Raw genomic sequence first — 25,248 nt, 5'->3', positions numbered from 1 at the left:
AGATGTCGAAGCTCGGAGATCTCGGCGCCAAGCTGTACCGGGGTGAGGTCGGCTACGACTTCGTCGGCAAGCGCTTCGTCTGGTACGGCGTTTCCATCCTGATCACCATCACGGCGATCGTGGCCGTGGCCGTGTCCGGCCTCAACATGGGCATCGAGTTCAAGGGCGGTGCCGTCTTCACCACCCCGAAGACCTCCGTCTCGGAGACCCGGGCCCGCGAGGACGCGGAGAAGGCCTCCGGCCACGACGCGATCGTCCAGAAGCTCGGCACCGGCGGCCTGCGCATCCAGATCTCCGATCTGGACACCGACTCCGCCGCCGAGGTGAAGACGAAGCTCGCCGCCGACTTCAAGGTCGACGCGGGCCAGATCAACGCGGACCTGGTCGGCCCCAGCTGGGGCGAGCAGATCGCCAACAAGGCCTGGACCGGCCTCGGCGTCTTCATGGTCCTCGTGGTGATCTACCTGGCCATCGCCTTCGAGTGGCGGATGGCGATCGCGGCCCTGATCGCGCTGATCCACGACCTCACGATCACGGTCGGCGTCTACGCGCTGGTCGGCTTCGAGGTCACCCCGGGTACGGTCATCGGCCTGCTGACCATCCTCGGTTACTCCCTCTACGACACCGTCGTCGTCTTCGACGGTCTCAAGGAGGGCTCGAAGGACATCACCAAGCAGACCCGCTGGACGTACAGCGAGGTCGCCAACCGCAGCATCAACGGCACGCTGGTCCGCTCGATCAACACCACCGTCGTGGCGCTGCTCCCCGTCGGCGCGCTGCTCTTCATCGGCGGCGGCTTCCTGGGCGCCGGCATGCTGAACGACATCTCGCTGTCGCTGTTCGTCGGCCTCGCGGCCGGCGCCTACTCGTCGATCTTCATCGCGACCCCGCTGGTCGTGGACCTGAAGGAGCGCGAGCCGGCGATGAAGGCGCTGAAGAAGCGGGTGCTCGCGAAGCGGGCGGCCGGCGACGCCAAGGGCGGGGCGCCCGAGGACGGCGTCGAGAACGAGGACGGGCCGCAGGTGGTGGCCCAGGGCCGTTCGGGACGGCGCCGGTGACCGTGGAGCTGTCTCCCGACGTACGCGACCTGCTGCTCAGCCGGATCACGGACGTGGCGGACTACCCGAAGCCGGGCGTGATGTTCAAGGACATCACCCCGCTGCTGGCCGACCCGAAGGCGTTCGGCGCCCTGACGGACGCGCTGGTGGAGCTGGCGCGGGCGTACGGAGCGACGAAGATCGTCGGACTGGAGGCGCGGGGGTTCATCCTGGCGGCTCCGGTGGCCGTCCAGGCGGGCATCGGCTTCGTGCCGGTGCGCAAGGCCGGGAAGCTGCCGGGGGCGACGCTCCTGCAGTCCTACGACCTGGAGTACGGGTCGGCGGAGATCGAGATCCACGCGGAGGCGCTGGACGCCGGGGACCGGGTCATGGTCATCGACGACGTGCTGGCCACCGGCGGTACCGCGGGGGCCTCGCTGGAGCTGATCCGGCGGGCGGGTGCGGAGGTCGCGGGCGTGGCGGTCCTGATGGAGCTGTCGTTCCTGCCGGGGCGCGAGCGGCTGGCGCCCCTGTTGGGCGATGCCCCGCTGGACGCACTGATCGTGGTCTGACCCCGTTCGCGTGAAGCGGCGGGCACCCGGGACACCCGGGTGCCCGCCGCTTCTGCGTGCGGCGCCGTTGCCGGGGCCGGGGCGGAGCCGCCGGGAGCGGACCCGCACCCGTCGCGCAGGCTCGGGGAACGGCGTGCCGCAACCCTCGCTACCATGGGTTGTCCGGACCTGACCGGGGCCACCGGATCCTCCCCCGGACTCCGTCCGGGGGGACTCCCAGAGGAGCGCTCTTGCCAGACGAGGTCCAGCCAATCTCCGCCGCGCAGCCCGACCCGCAGGCCGAGCCGGCCGCGGCGCCCGCCGCCACGCCCCCGTCGGCCCCGCCGGCCCCGCCGGTCAAGCCCGCGCCCGCGAAGTCGGCCGGGTCCTCCAACCGGGTACGCGCTCGGCTGGCCCGCCTCGGCGTCCAGCGCACCAACCCGTACAACCCGGTCCTCGAACCGCTGCTCCGCATAGTCCGCAGCAACGACCCGAAGATCGAGACGTCGACGCTGCGCCAGATCGAGCAGGCCTACCAGGTCGCCGAGCGCTGGCACCGCGGCCAGAAGCGCAAGAGCGGCGACCCGTACATCACCCACCCGCTCGCGGTGACGACGATCCTCGCCGAGCTGGGCATGGACCCGGCCACCCTGATGGCGGGGCTGCTGCACGACACCGTCGAGGACACCGAGTACGGGCTGGAGGACCTGCGGCGCGACTTCGGCGACGCGGTCACCCTGCTCGTCGACGGCGTCACCAAGCTCGACCGGGTCAAGTTCGGCGAGGCGGCCCAGGCCGAGACGGTCCGCAAGATGGTCGTCGCCATGGCCAAGGACCCCCGGGTCCTGGTCATCAAGCTCGCCGACCGCCTGCACAACATGCGCACCATGCGCTACCTCAAGCGGGAGAAGCAGGAGAAGAAGGCCCGCGAGACCCTCGAGATCTACGCCCCGCTGGCGCACCGCCTGGGCATGAACACCATCAAGTGGGAGCTGGAGGACCTCGCCTTCGCGATCCTCTACCCCAAGATGTACGACGAGATCGTGCGCCTGGTGGCCGAGCGGGCGCCGAAGCGCGACGAGTACCTCACCGTCGTCACCGACGAGGTGATGGCCGACCTGCGGGCCGCCCGCATCAAGGCCACCGTCACCGGGCGCCCCAAGCACTACTACAGCGTCTACCAGAAGATGATCGTGCGCGGCCGCGACTTCGCCGAGATCTACGACCTGGTCGGCATCCGGGTGCTCGTCGACACCGTCCGGGACTGCTACGCCGCCCTCGGCACCGTGCACGCGCGATGGAATCCGGTCCCCGGCCGGTTCAAGGACTACATCGCGATGCCCAAGTTCAACATGTACCAGTCGCTCCACACGACGGTCATCGGACCCAGCGGCAAGCCGGTCGAGCTCCAGATCCGCACCTTCGACATGCACCGCCGCGCCGAGTACGGCATCGCCGCGCACTGGAAGTACAAGCAGCAGACCGTCGCCGGCACCTCGAAGGTGCGCACCGACGTGCCGCAGGCCGCCAAGGGCAGCGCCGGCCACGACACGGTCAACGACATGGCCTGGCTGCGCCAGCTGCTCGACTGGCAGAAGGAGACCGAGGACCCGAGCGAGTTCCTCGACTCGCTGCGCTTCGACCTCTCGCGCAACGAGGTCTTCGTCTTCACGCCCAAGGGCGACGTCATAGCGCTGCCGGCCGGAGCCACCCCCGTGGACTTCGCGTACGCCGTCCACACCGAGGTCGGCCACCGGACCATAGGGGCACGGGTCAACGGGCGGCTCGTCCCGCTCGAATCGACCCTCGACAACGGCGACCTGGTCGAGGTCTTCACCTCCAAGGCCGAAGGCGCCGGACCGTCCCGCGACTGGCTCGGCTTCGTCAAGTCCCCGAGAGCCCGGAACAAGATCCGCGGCTGGTTCTCCAAGGAGCGCCGCGACGAGGCCATCGAGCACGGCAAGGACGCCATCGCGCGGGCCATGCGCAAGCAGAACCTGCCGATCCAGCGCATCCTGACCGGCGACTCGCTCGTCACGCTCGCGCACGAGATGCGCTACCCCGACATCTCCTCGCTCTACGCGGCGATCGGCGAGGGCCACGTCACCGCGCAGAACGTCGTCCAGAAGCTGGTCCAGGCCCTCGGCGGCGAGGACGCGGCCAACGAGGACATCGAGGACACCATCCCGCCGGCCCGCGGCCGCAGCTCGCGACGCGGCAACGCCGACCCGGGCGTGGTCGTCAAGGGCGTCGAAGACGTGTGGGTCAAGCTGGCCCGCTGCTGCACCCCGGTGCCGGGCGACCCGATCGTCGGGTTCGTCACGCGCGGCAGCGGTGTATCGGTCCACCGCGCGGACTGCGTCAACGTGGACTCCCTCTCCCAGGAGCCCGAGCGGATGCTCGAGGTCGAATGGGCCCCCACCCAGTCCTCCGTCTTCCTGGTCGCCATCCAGGTCGAGGCACTGGACCGGTCCCGGCTGCTGTCGGACGTCACGCGCGTCCTGTCCGACCAGCACGTCAACATCCTCTCGGCGGCCGTGCAGACCTCCCGCGACCGGGTGGCCACCTCCCGGTTCACCTTCGAGATGGGCGACCCGAAGCACCTGGGACACGTCCTGAAGGCCGTCCGGGGCGTCGAGGGCGTCTACGACGTCTACCGGGTCACCTCGGCCCGCAGGCCGTAGCCGCACACCGCACGCCGCCGGAACACCGTGCGCACGCGCGAGGGCCCCGGTACGGAAGATCCGTACCGGGGCCCTCGTACGTGCGGGGGCGGCCCCGAATCAGCCGCCGAACTCCTCGAGACCCTTCAGCGCCTGGTCCAGCAGGGCCTGACGGCCCTCCAGCTCCCGGGACAGCTTGTCGGCCTTCGCGTTGTTGCCCGTCGCGCGCGCGGCGTCGATCTGGCCGCGCAGCTTGTCCACCGCCGCCTGCAGCTGACCCGTCAGGCCGGCGGCACGGGCCCGCGCCTCCGGGTTGGTGCGGCGCCACTCGCCTTCCTCGGTCTCCTGGATGGCCCGCTCGACGGAGTGCATCCGGCCCTCGACCTTGGGACGCGCGTCCCGCGGTACGTGGCCGATGGCCTCCCAGCGCTCGTTCAGGGAGCGGAAGGCGGCACGGGCCGCCTTCAGGTCCGTGACCGGGACGAGCTTCTCGGCCTCGTCGGCCAGCTCCTCCTTCAGCTTCAGGTTCTCCACCTGCTCGGCGTCGCGCTCCGCGAACACCTCGCTGCGCGCCGCGAAGAAGACGTCCTGCGCACCGCGGAAACGGTTCCACAGGTCGTCCTCGGACTCGCGCTGCGCGCGGCCCGCGGCCTTCCAGCTCTCCATCAGCTCGCGGTAGCGGGCGGCGGTCGGACCCCAGTCGGCCGACTTCGACAGCGCCTCGGCCTCCGCGACCAGCTTCTCCTTGACCTTGCGGGCGTCCTCGCGCTGCGCGTCGAGCGAGGCGAAGTGGGCCTTGCGGCGCTTGGAGAAGGCGGAGCGGGCGTGCGAGAAGCGGTGCCACAGCTCGTCGTCCGACTTGCGGTCCAGGCGGGGCAGACCCTTCCAGATGTCCACCAGCGCCCGCAGCCGCTCACCGGCGCTGCGCCACTGGTCGCTCTGCGCCAGCTGCTCGGCCTCGACGACCAGCGCGTCCTTGGCCGTACGGGCCTCGTCCGTCTGCTTGGCCTTCTGGACCTTGCGCTCCTCGCGCCGCGAGTCCACGGTCGACACCAGCTTGTCCAGCCGGACGCGCAGCGCGTCGAGGTCGCCGACGGCGTGGTGCTCGTCCACCTGCGTGCGCAGGTGCTCGATGGCCGTCTGGGCGTCCTTGGCGGGCAGATCGGTGGTCCGCACCCGTCGTTCGAGGAGGCCGATCTCGACCACCAGGCCCTCGTACTTGCGCTCGAAGTAGGCCAGGGCCTCCTCCGGGGTGCCGGCCTGCCACGAGCCGACGACCTTCTCGCCATCGGCAGTACGCACGTACACGGTGCCGGTCTCGTCGACTCGGCCCCACGGGTCGCTGCTCACAGCGCCTCCTCCACCTGATGCCTTGCGAGGGGTTCACCCCCTGGGCATCGTCCACAGTTTCCTGGGGGCGGGCCGCGCCCGCCCTGCACAACGCCAACATAGGCGACCGCCGGGCCGGCTGTCCGCATCCAGCACGACGGAATATCGCCGTACCAGAGCGCCGTCGAAGAAATCGAGGGGACAGCCCGGGCCCGGGGCGCCCGGTCCTGGTCAGTTCTGGGTGACGGTGCCCTTCTCGATGGTCACGGGGGTCTTGGGGGCCCCGTCCTGGCCGCCGTCGGCCGTACCGGCCTTGGCCACTTCTTCGAGCACCTTCAGGCCGGCCGCGTCGATCTTGCCGAACGGGGTGTACGAAGGCGTCAGAGGGCTGTCCTTGTACACCAGGAAGAACTGGCTGCCGCCCGAGCCGGGCTGGCCGGTGTTGGCCATCGCCACCGTGCCCGCCGGGTAGACCACCTGGCCCTGCTCGTTGGGCTTGCCGAGGGACTCGAGGTTCTCGTCCGCGATCGTGTAGCCCGGGCCGCCCGTGCCGGTGCCCTGCGGGTCACCGCACTGCAGGACGAAGATCCCGCTCGTCGTCAGGCGGTGGCACTTGGTCTTGTCGAAGAAGTTCTTGTCGGCGAGCGACTTGAACGAGTTGACCGTCTGCGGGGTCTTCGCCGCGTCCATTTCGAACGTGACGTCGCCCGCGCTGGTCTTCAGGTCGAAGGTGTACTTCGCCTTGGCGTCGATCGCCATCGCCGGCGAGGGGGACTGCTGGGGCGTCGGCGAGGCCGACGGGTTCGCGGCCGGGTCGGCCGCCTCGTCCTTCTTGTCCTTGTCGAAGACGCCGCCGACCACCAGGCCGACCAGCGCGGCGACCACCACGGCCACCGCCGCGCCGATCACGGCCGCGCGCCTGCGCGACTTCTGCCGTGCCTCGGCACGCCGCTTCTGCTGGCGTTCGTACTTCTCCCTGGCGAGCTGGCGCCGCCGCTGATCGTTCGTGACCACCGGGTCGTCTCCTTGTGCGTGTCTGGTACCACTGTCCGGGCTGGGTTAGGCCGTACCGTATATGGGTTCGCTGTGTAATGAGCGGCGCCGGTAGGCTCTGAGCAGCAGCATTCCGATCTGCAGCCTCCCACCCGGACGACGATTGAGGACGAACGTGCTGATTGCCGGATTCCCCGCCGGGGCCTGGGGGACCAACTGTTACGTGGTCGCCCCCGCCGCCGGTGAGGAGTGCGTCATCATCGACCCCGGCCACCAGGCCACCCGGGGTGTCGAGGAGACGCTGAGGAAGCACCGGCTCAAGCCCGTCGCGGTCGTCCTGACCCATGGCCACATCGACCACGTGGCCTCGGTGGTCCCGGTGTGCGGAGCGCACGACGTACCGGCCTGGATCCACCCCGAGGACCGCTTCATGATGAGCGACCCGGAGAAGGCGCTCGGCCGCTCCATCGGGATGCCGCTCATGGGCGAGCTGACCGTGGGGGAGCCGGACGACGTCCGCGAGCTCACCGACGGCGCGGGCCTGAAGCTGGCGGGGATGGACTTCTCGGTGGCGCACGCCCCCGGCCATACCAGGGGGTCGGTGACCTTCCGGATGCCCGAGCTGGCTGCCACTCCACAAGATCAAGGGTGCCCGCCGGTCTTCTTCTCGGGCGACCTGCTCTTCGCCGGCTCCATCGGACGCACCGACCTGCCCGGCGGCTCCCACGCCGAGATCCTCGAGTCGCTGGGCCGCGTGTGCCTGCCGCTCGACGACTCGACCGTGGTGCTGTCCGGCCACGGTCCCCAGACCACCATCGGCCGAGAGCGCGCGACCAACCCGTACCTGCGGGAGGTCGCGGCCGGCCTGGCAGCGGATCCGACAGCCGCTCCACGACGAGGAATGTGACGAGAGTTTCGTGAGTACTTTTCAGGCCCCCAAGGGCACGTACGACCTGCTGCCGCCCCGCTCCGCCACCTTCCTGGCGGTGCGCGAGGCGATCTCGGCGCCCCTGAAGAACTCCGGCTACGGGTACATCGAGACCCCCGGCTTCGAGAACGTCGAGCTGTTCTCGCGCGGTGTCGGCGAGTCCACCGACATCGTCAGCAAGGAGATGTACACCCTCACGACGAAGGGCGGCGACGAGCTCGCCCTGCGTCCCGAAGGCACCGCGTCCGTGCTGCGCGCGGCGCTCCAGGGCAACCTGCACAAGCTCGGCGGCCTGCCCGTCAAGCTCTGGTACTCCGGCTCGTACTACCGCTACGAGCGGGCGCAGAAGGGCCGCTACCGCCACTTCTCCCAGGTCGGCGCCGAGGCGATCGGCGCCGAGGACCCGGCGCTGGACGCCGAGCTGATCATCCTGGCCGACCAGGCGTACCGCTCGCTGGGCCTGCGCGACTTCCGGATCCTGCTGAACTCGCTGGGCGACAAGGAGTGCCGCCCGGTGTACCGGGAGGCCCTGCAGTCCTTCCTGCGCGGGCTGGACCTGGACGAGGACACCGTCCGCCGTGCCGAGATCAACCCGCTGCGCGTCCTCGACGACAAGCGGGACGACGTACAGAAGCAGCTGGTCGGCGCGCCGATGCTGCGCGACTACCTCTGCGACGCGTGCAAGGCGTACCACGAGGAGGTGCGGGCGCTGGTGACGGCGGCCGGGGTCGCCTTCGAGGACGACGAGAAGCTGGTCCGCGGGCTGGACTACTACACGCGGACCACCTTCGAGTTCGTCCACGACGGCCTGGGCTCGCAGTCGGCGGTCGGCGGCGGCGGCCGCTACGACGGCCTCTCCGAGATGATCGGCGGACCGGCGCTGCCGTCGGTCGGCTGGGCGCTCGGCGTGGACCGTACGGTGCTGGCGCTCGAGGCCGAGGGCATCGAGCTGGACATCCCGTCGGCGACCTCCGTCTTCGCGGTGGCGCTGGGCGGGGCGAAGCCGGTGCTGTTCGGTCTGGTGACCGAGTTGCGGCGGGCCGGTGTCGCCGCGGACATCTCGTACGGGGGCAAGGGCCTCAAGGGTGCGATGAAGGACGCGAACCGCAGCGGGGCGCGGTTCGCGGTGGTCGCGGGCGACCGCGACCTCGAAGAGGGCGTGGTCCAGCTGAAGGACATGGAGTCCGGGGAGCAGACGCCGGTGGCACTGGCCGACGTGGTCGCCACGGTCCAGGCGCGCCTGGCCTGACGGACGCTGCCGCCTGGTGGGGCGGGGCCGGGGGACCCGCTGCGCGGAGCTCTCCCCGCCCCGCCCTTTCGCCGTTTCCCGGGGCGGAGCCCCGGTTTCGGGAAGGGGCGGGGTGGGGGAAGGCCCGCGCAGCGGCCGCAGTCACAGCAAGCCGTGCCGCATGGCCGTGGTCACGGCGGCCGTGCGGTCCGTGACCTCCAGTTTGCCGAAGATGCGGAGCATGTGGGTCTTGACCGTCGACTCCGCCACGAACAGCCGGCGGCCGATCTCGGCATTGGTCGAGCCCTCCGCGACCAGGCGGAGCACCGCCACCTCCCGGTCGGAGAGCCGCGGCAGCGACGGGCGGGTGCGGAGCTGGTCCACCAGGCGGCCCGCCACCGTCGGGGCGAGGACCGTCTCGCCGCGCACGGCCGCCCGGATCGCGGCCGTCAGCTCCGCCCGCGCCATGTCCTTCAGCAGATAGCCCGCCGCTCCCGCCTCCACCGCGCGCAGGATGTCCCGGTCGTCCTCGTACGTGGTCAGGACCACCACGCGGACCGGCAGCCCGGCCGCGCAGATGCGGGCGATCGATTCGACGCCGTCGCCGCCCGGCATCCGCAGGTCCATCAGGATCAGGTCCAGGTCGGGGAGCAGCCGCGCGGCCAGCGCCTCCGCCTGCGGGCCGTTCGAGGCCTCCGCGACGACCTCCAGGTCCGGCTCGGCGCTGAGCATGCCGCGCAGGCCCTCCCGCACCACGGGGTGGTCGTCGGCCAGCAGGATGCGGATCATGTCGTACGGCTCCTCAGCGGATCGGGAGGGTGACGGTGACGGTGGTACCGGTCGAGGCCGTGCTGTCGATCGCCGCCGTCCCGCCGGCCTCCGCCGCGCGGGCGCGCAGGCCCCGCAGGCCGTAGCCCGGTGCGGGGGCCGCCGGGTCGAAGCCCCGCCCGGTGTCCCGGACAGTGACGGTCAGCTCGGAGCCGCCGTAGGCCAGGGACACCGCGCAACGTGCCTGCGGGCCCGCGTGCTTGGCCGCGTTCGAGAGGGATTCCTGACAGGTGCGCAGGGCCACGACCTCCAGGGCCGGGGCCAGCGGACGGACGTCCCCCGTCACCGACACGGCCGCAGGCGGGTCGTGCCGGGCCGCGAGGCGGCGTACGGCGTCCGGCAGCGAGCCGCCGTCCAGATCGGCGGGTGCGCCGCCGGTGACCAGGGCGCGGGCCTCCGCCAGGTTCTGCCGGGCGGTGGCGGCCATCAGGTCCAGGTGGCGGCGCGCCTGCGCCGGATCGGTGTCCAGCTCCGACTGCACGGCCTGCACCAGCATCAGGAGACTGGTGAAGCCCTGCGCGAGCGTGTCGTGGATCTCCCGGGACATGCGTTCCCTCTCGGTGTGGGCGCCGCGTTCGGCGGAGAGCCTGGCCACCTCCTCCCGGGTGGCGTCGAGTTCGGCGATCAGGGAGGCCCGGTTCTGGCTCTGCTCGATGATGCGGATGATCCAGGCGCCGAAGAACGCGGAGAACGCGAAGGTGACGACGGAGCCGAGGACGCCCACGAACACCTCGTTCCCGGGCGGCCGCCACAGCAGCGCCCAGCCGGCCACGGGCAGCAGGGCCACCATCCCCATCGCGGCCACCGCCCGGCGCAGCGGCAGCAGCATGAAACAGGGCGGGGCGAGCGCGAAGGTGATCAGGCGGGCCTCGCCGGCGAGGGCGGAGGCCGGCAGGAACAGCGCCAGGTTCCCCGCCAGGTAGCGCACCGACCGCCCGTACCGGGCGCCCGGCTCCAGCAGGAGCAGCGGGCGCCCGGCCCACGCGTACCAGGGGACGAGCAGCGCGAGCAGGGCCACGGCGGCCAGCCGGTGGGGGAGCGGCGGGAAGTCGCCGCCGAGGACGAAGGCCGCGGTGGCGGCCCACACCAGCCCGAAGTAGAGGTCCCACGGCCCGAAGGCGCGGTCCCAGACGTGGGACTCGCGCGCTCCGGGGAACCGGGCGGGGCCGCTCAACCGTCGCGGCGGTTCTTCCACTTGAAGGTCAGCAGACACAGGACCAGCCCCCCGACGACCCAGGCGCCCAGGACCAGGGCGACCTTGCCATACTCCCAGCCGCCGGCCTGTTCGAGAACGGCCGCGGACTCCGGGAGGAACACCCCGCGCAGCCCCTGGCACATCCACTTGAGCGGGAACAGCGCACCGATGTTCAGCAGCCAGTCGGGGATCTGGTGGACCGGGATGAAGACCCCGGAGACGAACTGCAGGATCAGGAACGGCAGGACCACGACCGAGCTGGCGCTCTTCCCGGACTTGGGCAGGCTGCTGATCGCGATGCCGAGCAGGGCGCAGCCGGCCAGCCCGAGGGCGAAGATCCAGGCGAAGGTCAGCCACTTGGCGGCGGACACCGGCAGATCGAGGTCGAACAGGGTGGAGCCGACCAGCAACAGGATCGCGGTCTCGGCGAGCCCGGTGACCAGCACCAGCCAGACCTTGCCGAGGAAGTACGCCGCCGGCGGCATCGGCGTGCCGCGCAGCCGGCGCAGCACCTTCTCGTCGCGTTCGACGGCGATCGAGATGCCGAGGGACTGGAAGCTGGTGGACATGATGCCGGCGGCGACCATGCCGGCCGCGTACATCTGGGAAGCGGTGACCCCGGTGCCCTCCATGCCGTCGCGGAAGATCGAGGCGAACAGCGCGAGGAGGACGATGGGGAAGGCGAAGGTGAAGATCACCGCGTCGCGCTGGCGGGCGAACTGCCTGATCTCCAGCGCGCCCCGGCTCAGCCCCAGCGACCAGGCGCCGGGCAGGGCCTTGGCGCGGCCGCCGCGCACGCTCGTACCGGTCACCGTGCTCATCGGGACTCCTCCTGCCGCGTCGTGCCCGGGTCGAGCTGGCCCGTGAGGCGCAGGTACACGTCCTCCAGGGTGGGGCGGGTGATCCTCAGGTCCGGGACCTCGCCGTCGAAACGGGCCGCCAGCTCGGCGACCGTACGGGTGGGCGTGTCGGTACGGGTGCTGCGCGTGCCGCCGTCGCGGTCGGTCCACTCGACGGTGGCCCCGGTCCCCAGGCGGGCCCGCAGCGAGGCCGGATCGCCCTCGGCGACGACCTTGCCGCGGGCGATGACCGCGAGCCGGTCGGCGAGGGCCTCGGCCTCCTCCAGGTAGTGGGTGGTGAGCACGATGGTGGTGCCGGCGTCGGACAGCAGGCGGATCAGGTCCCAGAACTGCCGCCGGGCCGCCGGGTCGAAACCGGTCGTCGGCTCGTCGAGGAGCAGCAGCTCCGGGTCGCCGATGACGCCCAGCGCGACGTCCAGACGCCGGCGCTGGCCGCCGGAGAGGCCCTTCACCCGGTGGCCGCGCTTGTGCTCCAGGCCGACGAGGGCGATGACCTCGGCCGGATCGCGCGGCGCCGGGTAGTAGCGGGCGAAGTGCTCGACCGTCTCCCGTACGGTCAGTTCGGCGGGCGCCGACTCGTCCTGCCAGACGATGCCGACGCGCGAGCGCCAGGCCCGCCCGCCGGTGGCGGGGTCCGCGCCGAGCACGGACACCTCGCCGCCGTCCCGCTCCCGGTGCCCCTGGAGTATTTCCACGGTCGTGCTCTTGCCTGCGCCGTTGGGCCCGAGGAGGCCGAAGACCTCGCCCCGCCGGATCGTCAGGTCCAGTCCGTCCACCGCGGTGACCCCGCCGTACTGCTTGCGGAGCCCCCGCACTTCCACCGCGTTTCGTGTCATGTCCCCCATGGTGTGCCGGGGGCGCGTCCACCGGTTCCCCCGTGCGTACGTCCTTATGTCCGTCGAACGGTGGACAGCGGGCCGCGTACGGCACAATGGCCGGTGCTTGTTGACCTTGCAGATGTGGAGCGGGCGGGATGACGACACGAGGGACCGGCACGGACACCGCGGAGCCGCGGACGGCGGTCGGCGGAAGCCGGGCGCTGGCCCTGCTGCTGGTGATCACAGGGCTCGCGGGACTGCTCGCCGCCTGGGTCATCACGATCGACAAGTTCAAGCTGCTGGAGGACCCGGACTTCACGCCGGGCTGCAGCCTCAACCCGATCGTCTCCTGCGGCAACATCATGAAGAGCGACCAGGCGGCCGTCTTCGGCTTCCCCAACCCGATGCTGGGCCTGGTCGCCTACGGCATCGTCGTCTGCGTCGGCGTGAGCCTGCTGGCCCGCGCCCGCTTCCCGCGCTGGTACTGGCTGACCCTGAACGCCGGGATGCTGTTCGGCGTCGGCTTCTGCACCTGGCTGATGTACCAGTCGCTGTACAACATCAACTCCCTGTGCCTGTGGTGCTGCCTCGCGTGGGTCGCCACCATCGTCATGTTCTGGTACGTGACCTCGCACAACGTCCGGGGCCGCCTGCTGGGGGCCCCCGGCTGGCTGCGCGCCTTCTTCGACGAGTTCACCTGGGTGCTGCCCGTCCTGCACATCGGGATCATCGGGATGCTGATCCTGACGCGCTGGTGGGACTTCTGGACCTCCTGAGGCCCCTGTGAGGCACCTGTGAGGCCCCTCGCGGATCCCGCCCCGGGCGGTCCTGTCAGTGGGCTCGCATAGGCTTCCGGTGTGGAACCAGACCTCTTCACCGCCGCAGCCGAAGAACGACAGGCGAAGGACCCCTCCAGTTCTCCGCTCGCCGTCCGGATGCGTCCGCGCACCCTGGACGAGGTCGTCGGCCAGCAGCACCTGCTGAAGCCCGGCTCACCGCTGCGCCGGCTCGTCGTGGACGGGGCGGGCGGTCCGGCCGGAGCCTCCTCGGTGATCCTGTGGGGTCCGCCGGGCATCGGGAAGACCACGCTCGCCTACGTGGTGAGCCAGGCGACGAAGAAGCGGTTCGTCGAGCTGTCCGCGATCACCGCCGGCGTGAAAGAGGTACGGGCCGTCATCGAGGGCGCCAAGCGCGCGGCCGGCGGCTACGGCAAGGACACCGTCCTGTTCCTCGACGAGATCCACCGCTTCAGCAAGGCGCAGCAGGACTCCCTGCTCCCGGCCGTGGAGAACCGCTGGGTCACGCTGATCGCCGCGACCACGGAGAACCCGTACTTCTCGATCATCTCCCCGCTGCTGTCGCGGTCCCTGCTGCTGACGCTGGAACCGCTGACCGACGAGGACCTGAGCGCCCTGATGCACCGGGCGCTGACGGAGGAGCGCGGACTGGGCGGGGCCGTCACCCTGCCGGAGGACGCCGAGGCGCACCTGCTGCGCATCGCGGGCGGTGACGCCCGGCGCGCCCTGACGGCCCTCGAGGCGGGCGCCGGTTCCGCGATCGCCAAGGGCGAGCCGGAGATCACCCTCCAGACGGTGGAGGAGGCGGTCGACCGGGCGGCGGTGAAGTACGACCGGGACGGCGACCAGCACTACGACGTGGCGAGCGCACTGATCAAGTCGATCCGCGGCTCGGACGTGGACGCGGCGCTGCACTACCTGGCACGGATGATCGAGGCGGGGGAGGACCCGCGGTTCATCGCCCGGCGGCTGATGATCTCGGCGAGCGAGGACATCGGGCTGGCCGACCCGACGGCCCTGCCGCTCGCGGTGGCGGCCGCGCAGGCGGTGGCGATGATCGGCTTCCCGGAGGCGGCGCTGACCCTGTCGCACGTGACGATCGCGCTGGCGCTGGCCCCGAAGTCCAACACCGCGACGACGGCGATCGGTGCGGCGCTGGCGGACGTCCGGGCCGGGCTGGCCGGCTCCGTTCCGGCTCACCTGCGGGACGGGCACTACAAGGGGGCGGCGAAGCTGGGCCACGCGGTGGGGTACGTCTACCCGCACGACGTGCCCGGGGCGATCGCCGCGCAGCAGTACGCGCCGGACGCGGTGCACGGCAAGCGGTACTACGAGCCGACGCGCTACGGCGCCGAGGCGCGGTACGCGGACGTGGTGGAGAAGGTCCGCGAGCGCCTGCGGGGCGGCGGGTCCTGACGTGTCGGCGGGCCGGGCCCGGGGGAGGGGCCTAGGCTCCGTCGCATGGGACGTCCCGCTCCGCTCGTCGCCGTCGCCGCCACCGCGCTGCTGCTCGGCGGATGCCACCACGGGGACGCCGGGAAGGCCCGCGCCAGCGCCGCCGCGCTCGTCGCGCAGGTGCCGCTCGCGAGCGCCGGGTTTCCGCCGGACGCCGCCACCGCCAGGACCGGGCTGGGCGGGCTCACCGTCGAGTGGGGCAAGAACTGGGAGACGTACAAGCGAGAGAACTTCGGCAGGTACTGGTCCGACGAGACCGACGCCGTCGGCGGGCGCAACGGCTGCGACACCCGGGACGACGTGCTCCGCAGGGACCTGCGGGAGCTGCGCGAGGGGGACCGCAACGCCTGCGTCGTCCTGTCCGGGGTGCTGCACGACCCGTACACCGGCAAGGAGCTCCCCTATTTCTACCGGCGCGCCTCGCAGATCCAAACCGACCACGTCGTCGCCCTCGGCGCCGCCTGGCGCGGGGGCGCGTACGCCTGGACCCCGCAGCGCAGGCTGGAGTACGCCAACGACCTCGACGTGCTGCTCGCGGTGGACAAGCAGACCAACTACGACAAGAGCAGCAAGACCGCCGACAAGTGGAAGCCGCCGCAGAAGGCCTACTGGTGCGAGTACGCGCGGCGCTACACCGGCATCAAGGTGAAGTACCGGCTGTCCGTGACCCCGCCCGAGAAGCAGGCGCTGCAGGAAATGCTCGCCACCTGTCCCTAGTCGAACAGTGTGCGCATGGCCTGGCGCAGCTCGCAGACGTCGGCCACCGGCTCGGGGAAGTCGAAGCGGGCGTCGAAGGCCGACCCCGCGCCCGTGCCCGCGCCGCGCGTGAAGCGCACCCGCAGGCCCAGGCGGTCGAGTGCGAGGGGGACCGCCGTCAGGTCCGCCGCCTCCCGGGTGCCGAGCAGCGCGCGCAGGTCGGCCAGCCGGTCGCCGTGCGCGGTGGCCAGGTGCTGGAGGATCTCGGTCTCGTGCGCCGTCATCGGGTCGGGCTCGGCCGCGGCGAGCAGCTCGGGCTCCACGTGCTCGGCGCCCCACAGGTCGTCGACGGAGATCTCCCCGACCTCCAGGCGCAGCAGCATCCACGCGGGCCGGCCGCCGCCCTCGAGGAGAGCGGACGGGCCCTCGAGGGTTTCGGACATCCCGAGGAGCTCGCCGACCGGGTGGCGCTCCGCCAGCAGGGCCGCGCAGGCCGCCCGGTCGGCGTCCCCGCGCACCGGGGTGAGCCACCCGGCGAGCCACGCTCGGCCTCGGATACGATGGGGCACGGACACCGGCGCCACATCCGTGATCTCGATCACGGCGGTGAGGTCGTCGTCCTGGGCGTGAGCGGCTGCCCTGGCAGCCGCGGATTCCCCTGATACCAGGAGAATCACGTCCCCGTCCGGGGTGACGGTCCTTGCGGCCGGCGCCCCCGTTCCGAACTCTCCCTGGTCACGAGCACCGGGCAGGGTGAGGGATACTGAGGCGTTGGACTCTACGAGGGTTCGTACGCGTTCGGCTCCGGTGAGCTGCCGAACGCCTTCCCTGGGACGCGGCTGACCTTGCCAATCGTCGTCGAAAGCAGATCCTGTTTCGTTTGGATCTGAACTTCGATGCGCACTGGGCAGGGGGATCCCATGTGGTCGAGACATTACGTCCTCCTCGCTAAGGTAAGCCTCACCTAACTTACATGGAGGTAGGTTCCACGTGAACCAGAAGCGACCCAAGGTCAAGAAGTCGCGTGCCCTCGGCATTGCGCTGACCCCGAAGGCCGTCAAGTACTTCGAGGCCCGCCCCTACCCGCCGGGCGAGCACGGCCGTGGCCGCAAGCAGAACTCGGACTACAAGGTTCGTCTGCTGGAGAAGCAGCGTCTGCGCGCTCAGTACGACATCTCTGAGCGTCAGATGGCCCGCGCGTACGACCGCGCCAAGAAGGCCGAAGGCAAGACGGGCGAGGCGCTGGTCGTCGAGCTCGAGCGTCGCCTCGACGCCCTGGTCCTGCGTTCGGGCATCGCCCGCACCATCTACCAGAGCCGTCAGATGGTCGTTCACGGCCACATCGAGGTCAACGGCGACAAGGTCGACAAGCCGTCGTTCCGTGTCCGCCCGGACGACGTCATCACGGTGCGCGAGCGCAGCCGCGAGAAGGTTCCGTTCCAGGTTGCCCGTGAGGGTGGCTACGCAGGCGAGGGCGAGACCCCCCGTTACCTGCAGGTCAACCTGAAGGCCCTGGCCTTCCGCCTGGACCGCGACCCGAACCGCAAGGAAATCCCGGTCATCTGCGACGAGCAGCTCGTCGTCGAGTACTACGCTCGCTGATCCAGCGGACGTAGCCTCACAGGCTGGTCAGCCCGCCGGTTCCCCCTTGGGGGAGCCGGCGGGCTTCCTGTTGTCCGCCCCCGGGCGGGTCGCCGGCCGGTCGGCGGCGGCGCGCGGCCTCGGCAGCGGACCCGTCGGCGCGGGTGCCGGCTCCGGCCCGCGCAGGGCCCGCTCCACCAGCGCGTCCACCCCCAGCGTCCGCCCGTGCCGGGCGCAGGACGCGTACCGCTCGGCGCCCAGCAGCTCGCCCGCCCGCTCCTGGCACATCAGCCGCGGGGCGTTGAAGTACCCCGAGCCGAACAGCCGCAGCCCCACCCCGTCCCACATCGGCTCCGCCGCCCCCTGGAGCAGCGCCGCCTCCGCCGGGTGCCCCTCGGCCACCGTCACCAGCGCCAGCAGCTCCACCGCCAGCACCAGCCCGACCAGGTCGCGGAAGGCGTGGTTGACGGCCACGCACTCGGACAGCAGCCGCCGCGCCTCGGCCGTGCCCCCCGCGTCCAGCGCCGCGTACGCCAGGACGTACAGGGCGTACGCCTTCGTCCAGCGCTCCCCGCGCTCCTCGCAGATGTCCCGGACCTCCTCGCACAGCGAGAGCGCGCCCTCCTGCTCCCCCTGGAAGGCCAGCGCCATCGCCAGCTCCACCTGGCACATCAGCACGTTGCTGTTCAGCTCGCCGGCCTCCCGGTAGCGCTCCAGCGCCGAGCCCAGCAGCTCCCGGGCCCGCACCATGTCGTCCGAGACCAGCGCCAGGCAGCCCAACCGGTGCACCGCGTACGCGGCCGCCACCGGGTTCCCGCTCTGCGCGGCCCCGTCCCGGCACTCGTACAGGGCGCTCATCGAGGCCACCGAGTCCCCCTGCAGGGCGGCGACGTACCCGAGCACCCACAGCGCCTTCAGCCGCGAGCTCTCGTACTCCGAAGGCTCGCCCGGCCCGGGTCCGGCCTCCAGGGAGCGGTCCAGCCAGTGCCGGCCCTCGGTGAGCCGGCCGCAGCCCGCCCAGTAGAACCAGAGGGTGCCCGCCAGGTACTGGCCGAGGTGGACCTCGTCCGGCTCGTCCAGGCAGCACTCCAGCGCGAGCCGCAGGTTCGCCAGCTCCGCCTCGACCAGCGCGGCCACCTCCTGCTGGCGCGGGCTGAACCAGTCCAGCTCGCACCAGGTCGCCAGGCCCATGTACCAGTCCCGGTGCCTGCGCCGCAGCCGCCCGGCGTCGCCCGTCGACTCCAGCCAGCCCGCCCCGTAGATCCGTACGGTCTCCAGCATCCGGTAGCGGACCCCGGCGGCCGTCTCCTCCCGGACCAGCAGGGACTGCCCCAGCAGCTCCCCGACCAGGTCCAGCACCGACTCCACCGGCAGGTCCGGGCCCGCGCACACGTACTCGGCGGCATCGAGGTCGAACTGCCCGGCGAAGACCGAGAGCCGCGCCCACAGCAGCCGCTCCGCGGTGGTGCACAGCTCGTGGCTCCAGCCGATCGCCGTGCGCAGGGCCCGGTGGCGGGGCAGCGCCCCGCGCGAGCCGCCCGTCAGCAGGGCGAAGCGGTCCTCCAGCCGGGACAGCACCTGCGCCGGGGACAGCGTGCGCATCCGGCCCGCCGCCAGCTCCAGAGCCAGGGGCAGGCCGTCGAGCCGGGCGCACAGCTCGGCCAGCACCGCCCGGTTCGCCTCCGTCAGGCTGAACGAGGGATCGGCCGCAGAGGCCCGTTCGATCAGCAGGGCCAGGGCCTCCTCGGGGTCCAGCGGGGCCAGCGGCCAGGACAGCTCGCCGTCGAGGGTCAGCGGGCGCCGGCCGGCGGCGAGCACGCGCAGGCCGGGGGAGCCGCGTAGGAGGTCCCGTACCAGGGCGGCGGTCTCGTCCACCAGTTGCTCGAAACCGTCCAGGACCAGCAGCAGCCGCCGTTCGGCCAGGTGCTCGGCGAGCACCTGGCGGGGCGGCCGGACGGTGTGGTCGGTCAGCCCGAGGGCCTCCGCGATGGTCAGTTCCAGCAGCGTCGGATCCCGTACGGAAGCCAGCTCGGCCAGCCACACGCCGTCGCAGTGGCGTTCCTGCGCGGGGTCCGCGGACCTGTCGTCCGCCGCGGCCCGGGCCGCCGCCAGGACCAGCCGGGACTTGCCGACCCCGCCCGCGCCGGTCACCGTGACCAGCCGCGAGGACTCCAGCAGTCGCTCCAGCTCGGCCAGTTCGACCCCCCGCCCGACGAAGCCGCTCAGGTCCGAGGGAAGATTGCCCGGCGTCCTTCGGGGAATGGGTCTCTGTCGCATGGGACACGGAGGGTACTGGTCCGGATGCTCTGCGTACAAGGCGGACTCCGCCCGGCCGCGGGCCGGGGCGCGGCCGGGAATTCCGGTACTTCGGCGGATCTCCGGCGCGATAGGGTCGGAGGACGACTTTTTCGCTTGCTGATCAATGTGTAGAGAGCGGTGTGACGTGTCCGGTGGAGAGGTGGCCGGGATCCTCGTGGCCGTCTTCTGGGCCATCCTGGTCTCCTTCCTCGCCGTGGTGCTGGTGAGGCTGGCCCAGGTGCTCAAGGCGACCACCAAGCTGGTGGCCGACGTGACCGACCAGGCCGTCCCGCTGCTCGCGGACGCCTCCACGACCGTCCGCTCGGCCCGCACCCAGCTGGACCGGGTCGATGCCATCGCGAGCGACGTCCAGGAAGTCACCTCCAACGCCTCCGCGCTGTCCTCCACCGTGGCGTCCACCTTCGGCGGCCCGCTCGTCAAGGTCGCGGCCTTCGGCTACGGCGTCCGCAAGGCGCTCGGCAAGAACGGCGCCGCCCCCGAGGACGTGCCGCGCAAGACGCCGCGACGTAACGTGATCGTTGGCCGTACGGTGCCGGCGGCCCGGCGCCGGAAGCAGAAGGGCTGAGACCGCCGATGTTCCGCCGAGCCTTCTGGTTCACCGCAGGCGCAGCCGCCGGCGTGTGGGCCACCACCAAGGTCAACCGCCAGCTCAAGAAGCTGACACCGGAGAGCCTCGCCGCCCAGGCCGCCGACAAGGCGCTGGAAGCGGGCCACCGCCTCAAGGACTTCGCCCTCGACGTCAAGGCGGGAATGTCGCAGCGCGAGGACGAGCTGAACGACGCACTGGGGCTCCACCAGGACCCCGACCTGCCCGGCAACGTCAGCGCCCTTCCCGGGCCGCGGCGGCTGCGGGCCATCGCGCACGACCCGTACGACAAGCAGGACCAGACCACCACTCACCGCTCGAGCCGCTCGAGGGGCAAGTACAACCGGAATGAGGACCACTGATGGAGTCGGCTGAAATCCGCCGCCGCTGGCTGAGCTTCTTCGAGGAGCGCGGTCACACCGTTGTCCCTTCGGCGTCGCTCATCGCGGACGACCCGACTCTGCTGCTGGTGCCCGCGGGCATGGTGCCGTTCAAGCCGTACTTCCTGGGCGAGGTCAAGCCGCCCGCACCCACGCTCACCAGCGTGCAGAAGTGCGTCCGCACGCCGGACATCGAAGAGGTCGGCAAGACCACCCGCCACGGCACGTTCTTCCAGATGTGCGGCAACTTCTCCTTCGGCGACTACTTCAAGGAAGGCGCCATCAAGTACGCCTGGGAGCTGCTCACCAGCTCCGTGGCGGACGGCGGCTACGGCCTCGAAGCCGAGAAGCTCTGGATCACGGTCTACCTCGACGACGACGAGGCCGAGGCCATCTGGCGCGACAAGATCGGCGTCCCGGCCGAGCGCATCCAGCGCCTGGGCAAGAAGGACAACTTCTGGTCCATGGGCGTCCCGGGCCCCTGCGGCCCCTGCTCGGAGATCAACTACGACCGCGGCCCCGAGTTCGGCGTCGAGGGCGGCCCCGCCGTCAACGACGAGCGCTACGTGGAGATCTGGAACCTGGTCTTCATGCAGTACGAGCGCGGCGCCGGCGACGGGAAGGAAGACTTCCCGATCCTCGGCGACCTGCCGTCGAAGAACATCGACACCGGTCTCGGTCTCGAACGCCTCGCCATGATCCTGCAGGGCGTGCAGAACATGTACGAGACCGACACCCTGCGCGTGGTCATGGACAAGGCCACCGAGCTGACGGGCGTGCGGTACGGCGCCGCCCAGGGAACCGACGTCTCGCTGCGCGTGGTCGCCGACCACATCCGCACCTCCGCCATGCTCATCGGCGACGGCGTGACCCCCGGCAACGAGGGCCGCGGCTACGTGCTGCGCCGCATCATGCGCCGCGCCATCCGCAACATGCGCCTCATGGGCGCCACCGGGCCGGTCATCCAGGAGCTCGTCAACGTGGTCATCGAGACCATGGGGCAGCAGTACCCGGAGCTGGTGACCGACCGCAAGCGCATCGAGACCGTCGCGCTCGCCGAAGAGGCCGCCTTCCTCAAGGCCGTCAAGGGCGGCACGAACATCCTCGACACCGCCGTGACCGAGACCAAGGCCGCCGGCGGCACGGTCCTGGCCGGCGAGAAGGCGTTCCTGCTCCACGACACCTGGGGCTTCCCGATCGACCTCACCCTGGAGATGGCCGCCGAACAGGGCCTCGCCGTGGACGAGACCGGCTTCCGCCGCCTGATGCAGGAGCAGCGCGACCGCGCCAAGGCCGACGCCAAGGCCAAGAAGACCGGCCACGCGGACATGTCCGCCTACCGGGAGATCGCCGACGGTTCCGGCGCCACCGAGTTCACCGGCTACGCCACCACCCAGGGCGAGTCCGTCATCGTCGGCCTCCTGGTCAACGGCGTCTCCGCGCCCGCCGCCTCCGAGGGCGACGAGGTCGAGGTCGTCCTGGACCGCACCCCCTTCTACGCCGAGGGCGGCGGCCAGCTCGCCGACCAGGGCCGGATCCGGCTCGACACCGGTGCCGTCATCGAGGTCCGCGACGTCCAGCAGCCGGTCCCCGGTGTCTCCGTGCACAAGGGCTCCGTCCAGGTCGGCGAGGTGACGGTGGGCGCCTCGGCGTACGCCGCCATCGACATCAAGCGCCGCCGGGCCATCGCCCGCGCCCACTCGGCCACCCACCTGACCCACCAGGCGCTGCGCGACGCGCTCGGCCCCACGGCCGCCCAGGCCGGTTCCGAGAACTCGCCCGGCCGCTTCCGCTTCGACTTCGGTTCGCCGAACGCCGTTCCCGGCTCGGTCCTCACCGACGTCGAGCAGAAGATCAACGACGTGCTCTCCCGCGAGCTCGACGTCACCGCCGAGGTCATGAGCATCGACGAGGCGAAGAAGCAGGGCGCCATCGCCGAGTTCGGCGAGAAGTACGGCGAGCGCGTGCGCGTCGTGACCATCGGCGACTTCTCCAAGGAGCTGTGCGGCGGCACCCACGTCGGCAACACCGCCCAGCTCGGCCTGGTGAAGCTGCTCGGCGAGTCCTCCATCGGCTCCGGCGTGCGCCGCGTCGAGGCCCTCGTCGGCGTGGACGCCTACAACTTCCTCGCCAAGGAGCACACGGTCGTCGCCCAGCTCCAGGAGCTGGTCAAGGGCCGTCCGGAGGAGCTGCCGGAGAAGATCGCCTCCATGCTCGGCAAGCTGAAGGACGCCGAGAAGGAGATCGAGAAGTTCCGCGCGGAGAAGGTCCTCCAGGCCGCCGCCGGCCTCGCCGCGGACGCCCAGGACGTACGCGGCGTCGCCGTGGTCACCGGCCGGGTGCCGGACGGCACGGGCGCCGACGACCTGCGCAAGCTGGTCCTCGACGTCCGCGGGCGCATCCAAGGAGACCGCGCGGTCGTCGTGGCCCTGTTCACCGTCGCCAACGACCGCCCGCTGACCGTCATCGCCACCAACGAGGCGGCCCGCGAGCGCGGCCTCAAGGCCGGCGAGCTGGTCCGTACCGCCGCCAAGACCCTCGGCGGCGGCGGTGGCGGCAAGCCGGACGTCGCGCAGGGCGGCGGCCAGAACCCGGCCGCCATCGGCGACGCCATCGCGGCCGTCGAGCGCCTCGTGGGCGAGACCGCCTGATGACGCTGCGCCGCGGCCGCCGGCTGGCCATCGACGTCGGGGACGCCCGGATCGGGGTCGCCTCGTGCGACCCCGACGGGGTGCTGGCCACACCGGTGGAAACCGTGCCGGGCCGGGACATCCCCTTCGCCCACCGGCGGCTGCGGCAGCTCGTCGAGGAGTACGACCCCATCGAGGTGGTGGTCGGTCTGCCCCGTTCGCTCAGCGGGCGGGAGGGGCCGGCCGCGGCCAAGTGCCGCGCCTTCGCCATGGAACTCGCCAAGGGCATCAAGCCCGTGACGGTGCGTCTGGTGGACGAGCGGATGACGACGGTCACCGCGGCCCAGGGCCTGCGGGCCTCGGGGCGCAACGCCAAGAAGGGCCGGTCCGTCATCGACCAGGCGGCCGCCGTGGTCATCCTGCAGAACGCCCTGGAGACCGAACGGGTATCAGGTAATCCGCCCGGTGAGTGCGTCGAAGTGGTTGTCTGATCGCGATACGGTAACGTTCCGCGCGAAGTGACGGCATTCGAACAGCCGTCGCCCACCAAGAGGCGGAACCGGGTGTCGCGGCGGATGGAGTCGCGGCCAACGCCCTGCGGCGCGCTAGGGGATCGATGACTGAGTATGGCCGGGGCCCTGGCCCCGAACCGTGGCACCCCGAGGATCCCCAGTACGGGGACCAGGGGTGGACCGGGCACGAGGCCCAGCAGGGTCAGATGCCTTACATCGATGGTCAGCAGCAGTACCCGCAGGAGCCGCAGTACCAGCAGCAGGTCCAGTACCCGCAGCAGACGTATCAACCGGAGCAGCAGTACCAGCAGCAGCAGTACCAGCAGTACCAGCAGCAACCGCAGCAGCAGTACCAGCAGCACCAGGGGACGTACGGGGGCCAGGGCTGGGACACCGGCCAGGTCCCCGTCGGCCTGGACCAGAACCACGGTTTCGACCCGAACGCCGGGTTCGATCACGGCGCCGGGTTCGATGCCGGCTACGTGAACGCCGCGCAGGCCGCGGACCCGTACGCGGGTGCGGACCCCTACGCGCAGCAGCAGACGGCCGGCTATCCCGGCGAGACCCCCGACCTCTACGGCACCCCCGAGGCCTTCCCTCCGCCGCGCCCCCCGGGCCGCCGGCACCTGGAGCCGGAGGAGCAGTGGCAGGAGGAGGCCCCGGCCGAAGAGCCCGAGGAATCCTTCCTGGCCGGCGGCGGTGGCGGCCGCGACGACGGTGACGACGACGAGCCCGGCGGCCGCCGCTCGGGACGCTCCGGCGGCAAGCCGAAGAAGCGCAGCGGCATGGCCTGCCTCATCGCGTCCGTGGTCATCATCGGCGTGCTCGGCGGTGGCGGCTACTACGGCTACAGCTACCTCAAGGACAAGTTCGGCGCGGCCGAGGACTTCGCGGGCGCCGGCATCGACGAGGCGGTCGACGTCGAGATCCCCAAGGGCGCGGGCCTGGGCCAGATGGGCCGCATCCTCAAGGAGAAGGGCGTGGTCGCGAGCGCCCAGGCTTTCGTGGACGCCGCGACGGCCAACCCCGATGGGAAGAAGATCCAGCCCGGCATCTATCCGCTCAAGAAGAAGATGTCGGCGGCCTCGGCGGTCGCGGTCATGGTGGATCCCACCAAGCTCCACGTGCTCACCATCACCGAGGGCATGCGCAACAGCACGGTCTACGACGCGATCGACAAGAAGCTCGAGAAGCCGGCCGGCACCACCAAGGACATCGCCTTCAAGGAGGCCAAGAACCTCGGCCTGCCGGCGTGGGCGAACAACGACCCGAAGATCATGGACCCGCTCGAGGGCTTCCTGTACCCGATGCGCTACGACCTCTCCAAGGACAGCACCCCCGAGTCGCTGCTCAAGCAGATGGTCAAGAACGCCACCGACAAGTACATGGAGCTCGGGATCGAGGGCAAGGCCAAGGACCTGGGCCTGAGCAACCCGCTCCAGGTGGTCACGGTCGCCAGCCTCGTCAACGCCGAGGGCAAGAACCACGACGACTTCCGGAAGATGGCGGAGGTGGTCTACAACCGCCTCAAGAAGACCAACGACATCTCCAACCAGAAGATCGAGTTCGACTCGACGTACAACTACGTCAAGGGCACGAGCGAGATCAACTTCAACCTCACGGAAGCCAGGAACTTCGTCCACCCCTACAACACGCACAACGTCAGGGGACTGCCCCCCGGCCCGATCGGGAACCCCGGCCTGGACGCGGTGACCGCTACGCTCAACCCGGACGGCGGCGGCTGGATGTTCTTCGTGTCGGTCGACGGCGACAAGACGAGCTTCAGCAAGACCTACGACGAGCACCTGAAGCTCGTCGCCGAGTTCCAGGCACGGCAGAAGCAGAAGAACGGCGGGTAGCAG

At 71.1% G+C, this 25,248-nt stretch carries 22 protein-coding genes; 14 read left to right on the top strand and 8 right to left on the bottom strand.

Annotated elements, in window-relative coordinates; translation table 11 throughout:
* Nucleotides 1–2: 2 nt before the first annotated feature.
* The 3 genes from secF to DRB89_RS08305 all read left to right on the top strand — a co-directional run bounded on the left by secF (nt 3) and on the right by DRB89_RS08305 (nt 4,272).
* Nucleotides 3–1,058 (top strand): protein translocase subunit SecF, encoded by a 1,056-nt coding sequence (gene secF, locus DRB89_RS08315; protein WP_112446785.1) that lies wholly within the window; start codon nt 3–5, stop codon nt 1,056–1,058.
* Between the two features lie 2 nt (nt 1,059–1,060).
* A complete protein-coding gene (locus DRB89_RS08310; RefSeq protein ID WP_112453193.1) occupies nt 1,061–1,609 on the top strand; it encodes an adenine phosphoribosyltransferase in 549 nt (182 codons plus the stop codon).
* Nucleotides 1,610–1,839: 230 nt separating this feature from the next.
* Nucleotides 1,840–4,272 carry a bifunctional (p)ppGpp synthetase/guanosine-3',5'-bis(diphosphate) 3'-pyrophosphohydrolase gene (locus DRB89_RS08305; protein WP_112446786.1) on the top strand — a complete coding sequence of 811 codons (2,433 nt, stop codon included), beginning with the start codon at nt 1,840–1,842 and terminating at the stop codon, nt 4,270–4,272.
* A 99-nt stretch (nt 4,273–4,371) separates the two neighbouring features.
* Here DRB89_RS08305 and DRB89_RS08300 read toward each other — a convergent pair whose 3' ends face one another.
* Together DRB89_RS08300 and DRB89_RS08295 are read right to left on the bottom strand one after the other, a co-directional pair.
* A complete protein-coding gene (locus tag DRB89_RS08300) occupies nt 4,372–5,601 on the bottom strand; it encodes a DUF349 domain-containing protein (RefSeq protein ID WP_112446787.1) in 1,230 nt (409 codons plus the stop codon).
* 210 nt (nt 5,602–5,811) lie between these two features.
* Complete coding sequence (locus DRB89_RS08295) at nt 5,812–6,594, bottom strand: peptidylprolyl isomerase (protein WP_112446788.1); 783 nt, start codon at nt 6,592–6,594, stop codon at nt 5,812–5,814.
* Nucleotides 6,595–6,748: 154 nt separating this feature from the next.
* Here DRB89_RS08295 and DRB89_RS08290 point away from each other — a divergent pair, with 154 nt between their 5' ends.
* Nucleotides 6,749–7,480, top strand: coding sequence for an MBL fold metallo-hydrolase (locus tag DRB89_RS08290; protein WP_112446789.1), 732 nt, complete (start codon nt 6,749–6,751; stop codon nt 7,478–7,480).
* A gap of 10 nt (nt 7,481–7,490) precedes the next feature.
* Nucleotides 7,491–8,750: a histidine--tRNA ligase gene (gene hisS / locus DRB89_RS08285; RefSeq protein ID WP_112446790.1), complete on the top strand. Its 1,260-nt coding sequence runs from the start codon at nt 7,491–7,493 to the stop codon at nt 8,748–8,750.
* Between the two features lie 141 nt (nt 8,751–8,891).
* Here the strand turns inward: hisS and DRB89_RS08280 are convergent, their stop codons facing one another.
* From DRB89_RS08280 to DRB89_RS08265, 4 genes are read right to left on the bottom strand one after another with little or no spacing between them, the layout of a single operon-like run.
* Nucleotides 8,892–9,518: a response regulator transcription factor gene (locus DRB89_RS08280; RefSeq protein WP_112446791.1), complete on the bottom strand. Its 627-nt coding sequence runs from the start codon at nt 9,516–9,518 to the stop codon at nt 8,892–8,894.
* Between the two features lie 13 nt (nt 9,519–9,531).
* On the bottom strand, nt 9,532–10,731 hold the full coding sequence (locus DRB89_RS08275; protein WP_239516056.1) for a sensor histidine kinase: 1,200 nt from the start codon (nt 10,729–10,731) through the stop codon (nt 9,532–9,534).
* The gene (locus DRB89_RS08270) at nt 10,728–11,573 is read right to left on the bottom strand and encodes an ABC transporter permease (protein WP_112446793.1); all 846 of its coding nucleotides are present in this window, start codon (nt 11,571–11,573) and stop codon (nt 10,728–10,730) included. Before DRB89_RS08270 ends, DRB89_RS08275 begins: the two co-directional genes overlap by 4 nt.
* On the bottom strand, nt 11,570–12,448 hold the full coding sequence (locus tag DRB89_RS08265; protein WP_112453194.1) for an ABC transporter ATP-binding protein: 879 nt from the start codon (nt 12,446–12,448) through the stop codon (nt 11,570–11,572). The genes DRB89_RS08270 and DRB89_RS08265 overlap by 4 nt, the downstream gene beginning before the upstream one ends.
* A gap of 137 nt (nt 12,449–12,585) precedes the next feature.
* Between DRB89_RS08265 and DRB89_RS08260 the strand changes: the two genes are divergently transcribed.
* From DRB89_RS08260 to DRB89_RS08250, 3 genes are all read left to right on the top strand, one after another.
* On the top strand, nt 12,586–13,206 hold the full coding sequence (locus tag DRB89_RS08260) for a vitamin K epoxide reductase family protein (protein ID WP_112446794.1): 621 nt from the start codon (nt 12,586–12,588) through the stop codon (nt 13,204–13,206).
* An 81-nt stretch (nt 13,207–13,287) separates the two neighbouring features.
* Entirely contained in the window at nt 13,288–14,643 is a 1,356-nt protein-coding gene (locus DRB89_RS08255; protein WP_112446795.1) for a replication-associated recombination protein A, read from the top strand.
* A gap of 45 nt (nt 14,644–14,688) precedes the next feature.
* Nucleotides 14,689–15,399, top strand: coding sequence for an HNH endonuclease family protein (locus DRB89_RS08250; RefSeq protein WP_112446796.1), 711 nt, complete (start codon nt 14,689–14,691; stop codon nt 15,397–15,399).
* Here the strand turns inward: DRB89_RS08250 and DRB89_RS08245 are convergent.
* Nucleotides 15,396–16,313, bottom strand: coding sequence for a DUF2470 domain-containing protein (locus DRB89_RS08245; RefSeq protein WP_112446797.1), 918 nt, complete (start codon nt 16,311–16,313; stop codon nt 15,396–15,398). The genes DRB89_RS08250 and DRB89_RS08245 overlap by 4 nt on opposite strands.
* Before the next feature lie 55 nt (nt 16,314–16,368).
* Here DRB89_RS08245 and rpsD point away from each other — a divergent pair, with 55 nt between their 5' ends.
* Nucleotides 16,369–16,980, top strand: a complete 612-nt coding sequence (rpsD, locus tag DRB89_RS08240; protein WP_112446798.1) for a 30S ribosomal protein S4 — start codon at nt 16,369–16,371, stop codon at nt 16,978–16,980.
* A 27-nt stretch (nt 16,981–17,007) separates the two neighbouring features.
* Here the strand turns inward: rpsD and DRB89_RS08235 are convergent, their stop codons facing one another.
* Nucleotides 17,008–19,236, bottom strand: a complete 2,229-nt coding sequence (locus DRB89_RS08235) for an AAA family ATPase (protein WP_112446799.1) — start codon at nt 19,234–19,236, stop codon at nt 17,008–17,010.
* 166 nt (nt 19,237–19,402) lie between these two features.
* Here DRB89_RS08235 and DRB89_RS08230 point away from each other — a divergent pair, with 166 nt between their 5' ends.
* From DRB89_RS08230 to mltG, 5 genes are all read left to right on the top strand, one after another.
* On the top strand, nt 19,403–19,843 hold the full coding sequence (locus DRB89_RS08230) for a DUF948 domain-containing protein (protein WP_112446800.1): 441 nt from the start codon (nt 19,403–19,405) through the stop codon (nt 19,841–19,843).
* 8 nt (nt 19,844–19,851) lie between these two features.
* Nucleotides 19,852–20,226, top strand: coding sequence for a DUF6167 family protein (locus DRB89_RS08225; protein WP_112446801.1), 375 nt, complete (start codon nt 19,852–19,854; stop codon nt 20,224–20,226).
* Entirely contained in the window at nt 20,226–22,895 is a 2,670-nt protein-coding gene (alaS, locus tag DRB89_RS08220; RefSeq protein WP_112446802.1) for an alanine--tRNA ligase, read from the top strand. The genes DRB89_RS08225 and alaS overlap by 1 nt, the downstream gene beginning before the upstream one ends.
* Nucleotides 22,895–23,365 carry a Holliday junction resolvase RuvX gene (ruvX, locus tag DRB89_RS08215; protein WP_112446803.1) on the top strand — a complete coding sequence of 157 codons (471 nt, stop codon included), beginning with the start codon at nt 22,895–22,897 and terminating at the stop codon, nt 23,363–23,365. Before alaS ends, ruvX begins: the two co-directional genes overlap by 1 nt.
* A 125-nt stretch (nt 23,366–23,490) precedes the next feature.
* Nucleotides 23,491–25,245 carry an endolytic transglycosylase MltG gene (gene mltG / locus DRB89_RS08205; protein WP_112446804.1) on the top strand — a complete coding sequence of 585 codons (1,755 nt, stop codon included), beginning with the start codon at nt 23,491–23,493 and terminating at the stop codon, nt 25,243–25,245.
* Nucleotides 25,246–25,248 lie beyond the last annotated feature (3 nt).

The organism is Streptomyces sp. ICC4 (genome assembly GCF_003287915.1).
Taxonomy (GTDB): Bacteria; Actinomycetota; Actinomycetes; order Streptomycetales; family Streptomycetaceae; genus Streptomyces; species Streptomyces tritrimontium.
This window is presented reverse-complemented; position numbering and strand designations above follow the sequence as displayed.

Excerpts from the sequence above, each read along its gene's own strand:
- secF (WP_112446785.1), top strand. The coding sequence starts at position 3 with ATGTCGAAGCTCGGAGATCTCGGCGCCAAGCTGTACCGGGGTGAGGTC.
- DRB89_RS08280 (WP_112446791.1), bottom strand. The coding sequence starts at position 9,518 with ATGATCCGCATCCTGCTGGCCGACGACCACCCCGTGGTGCGGGAGGGC.
- DRB89_RS08270 (WP_112446793.1), bottom strand. The coding sequence starts at position 11,573 with ATGAGCACGGTGACCGGTACGAGCGTGCGCGGCGGCCGCGCCAAGGCC.
- DRB89_RS08265 (WP_112453194.1), bottom strand. The coding sequence starts at position 12,448 with ATGACACGAAACGCGGTGGAAGTGCGGGGGCTCCGCAAGCAGTACGGC.
- DRB89_RS08260 (WP_112446794.1), top strand. The coding sequence starts at position 12,586 with ATGACGACACGAGGGACCGGCACGGACACCGCGGAGCCGCGGACGGCG.
- DRB89_RS08250 (WP_112446796.1), top strand. The coding sequence starts at position 14,689 with ATGGGACGTCCCGCTCCGCTCGTCGCCGTCGCCGCCACCGCGCTGCTG.
- DRB89_RS08245 (WP_112446797.1), bottom strand. The coding sequence starts at position 16,313 with ATGTCTCGACCACATGGGATCCCCCTGCCCAGTGCGCATCGAAGTTCA.
- DRB89_RS08235 (WP_112446799.1), bottom strand. The coding sequence starts at position 19,236 with ATGCGACAGAGACCCATTCCCCGAAGGACGCCGGGCAATCTTCCCTCG.
- DRB89_RS08225 (WP_112446801.1), top strand. The coding sequence starts at position 19,852 with ATGTTCCGCCGAGCCTTCTGGTTCACCGCAGGCGCAGCCGCCGGCGTG.
- alaS (WP_112446802.1), top strand. The coding sequence starts at position 20,226 with ATGGAGTCGGCTGAAATCCGCCGCCGCTGGCTGAGCTTCTTCGAGGAG.
- ruvX (WP_112446803.1), top strand. The coding sequence starts at position 22,895 with ATGACGCTGCGCCGCGGCCGCCGGCTGGCCATCGACGTCGGGGACGCC.
- mltG (WP_112446804.1), top strand. The coding sequence starts at position 23,491 with ATGACTGAGTATGGCCGGGGCCCTGGCCCCGAACCGTGGCACCCCGAG.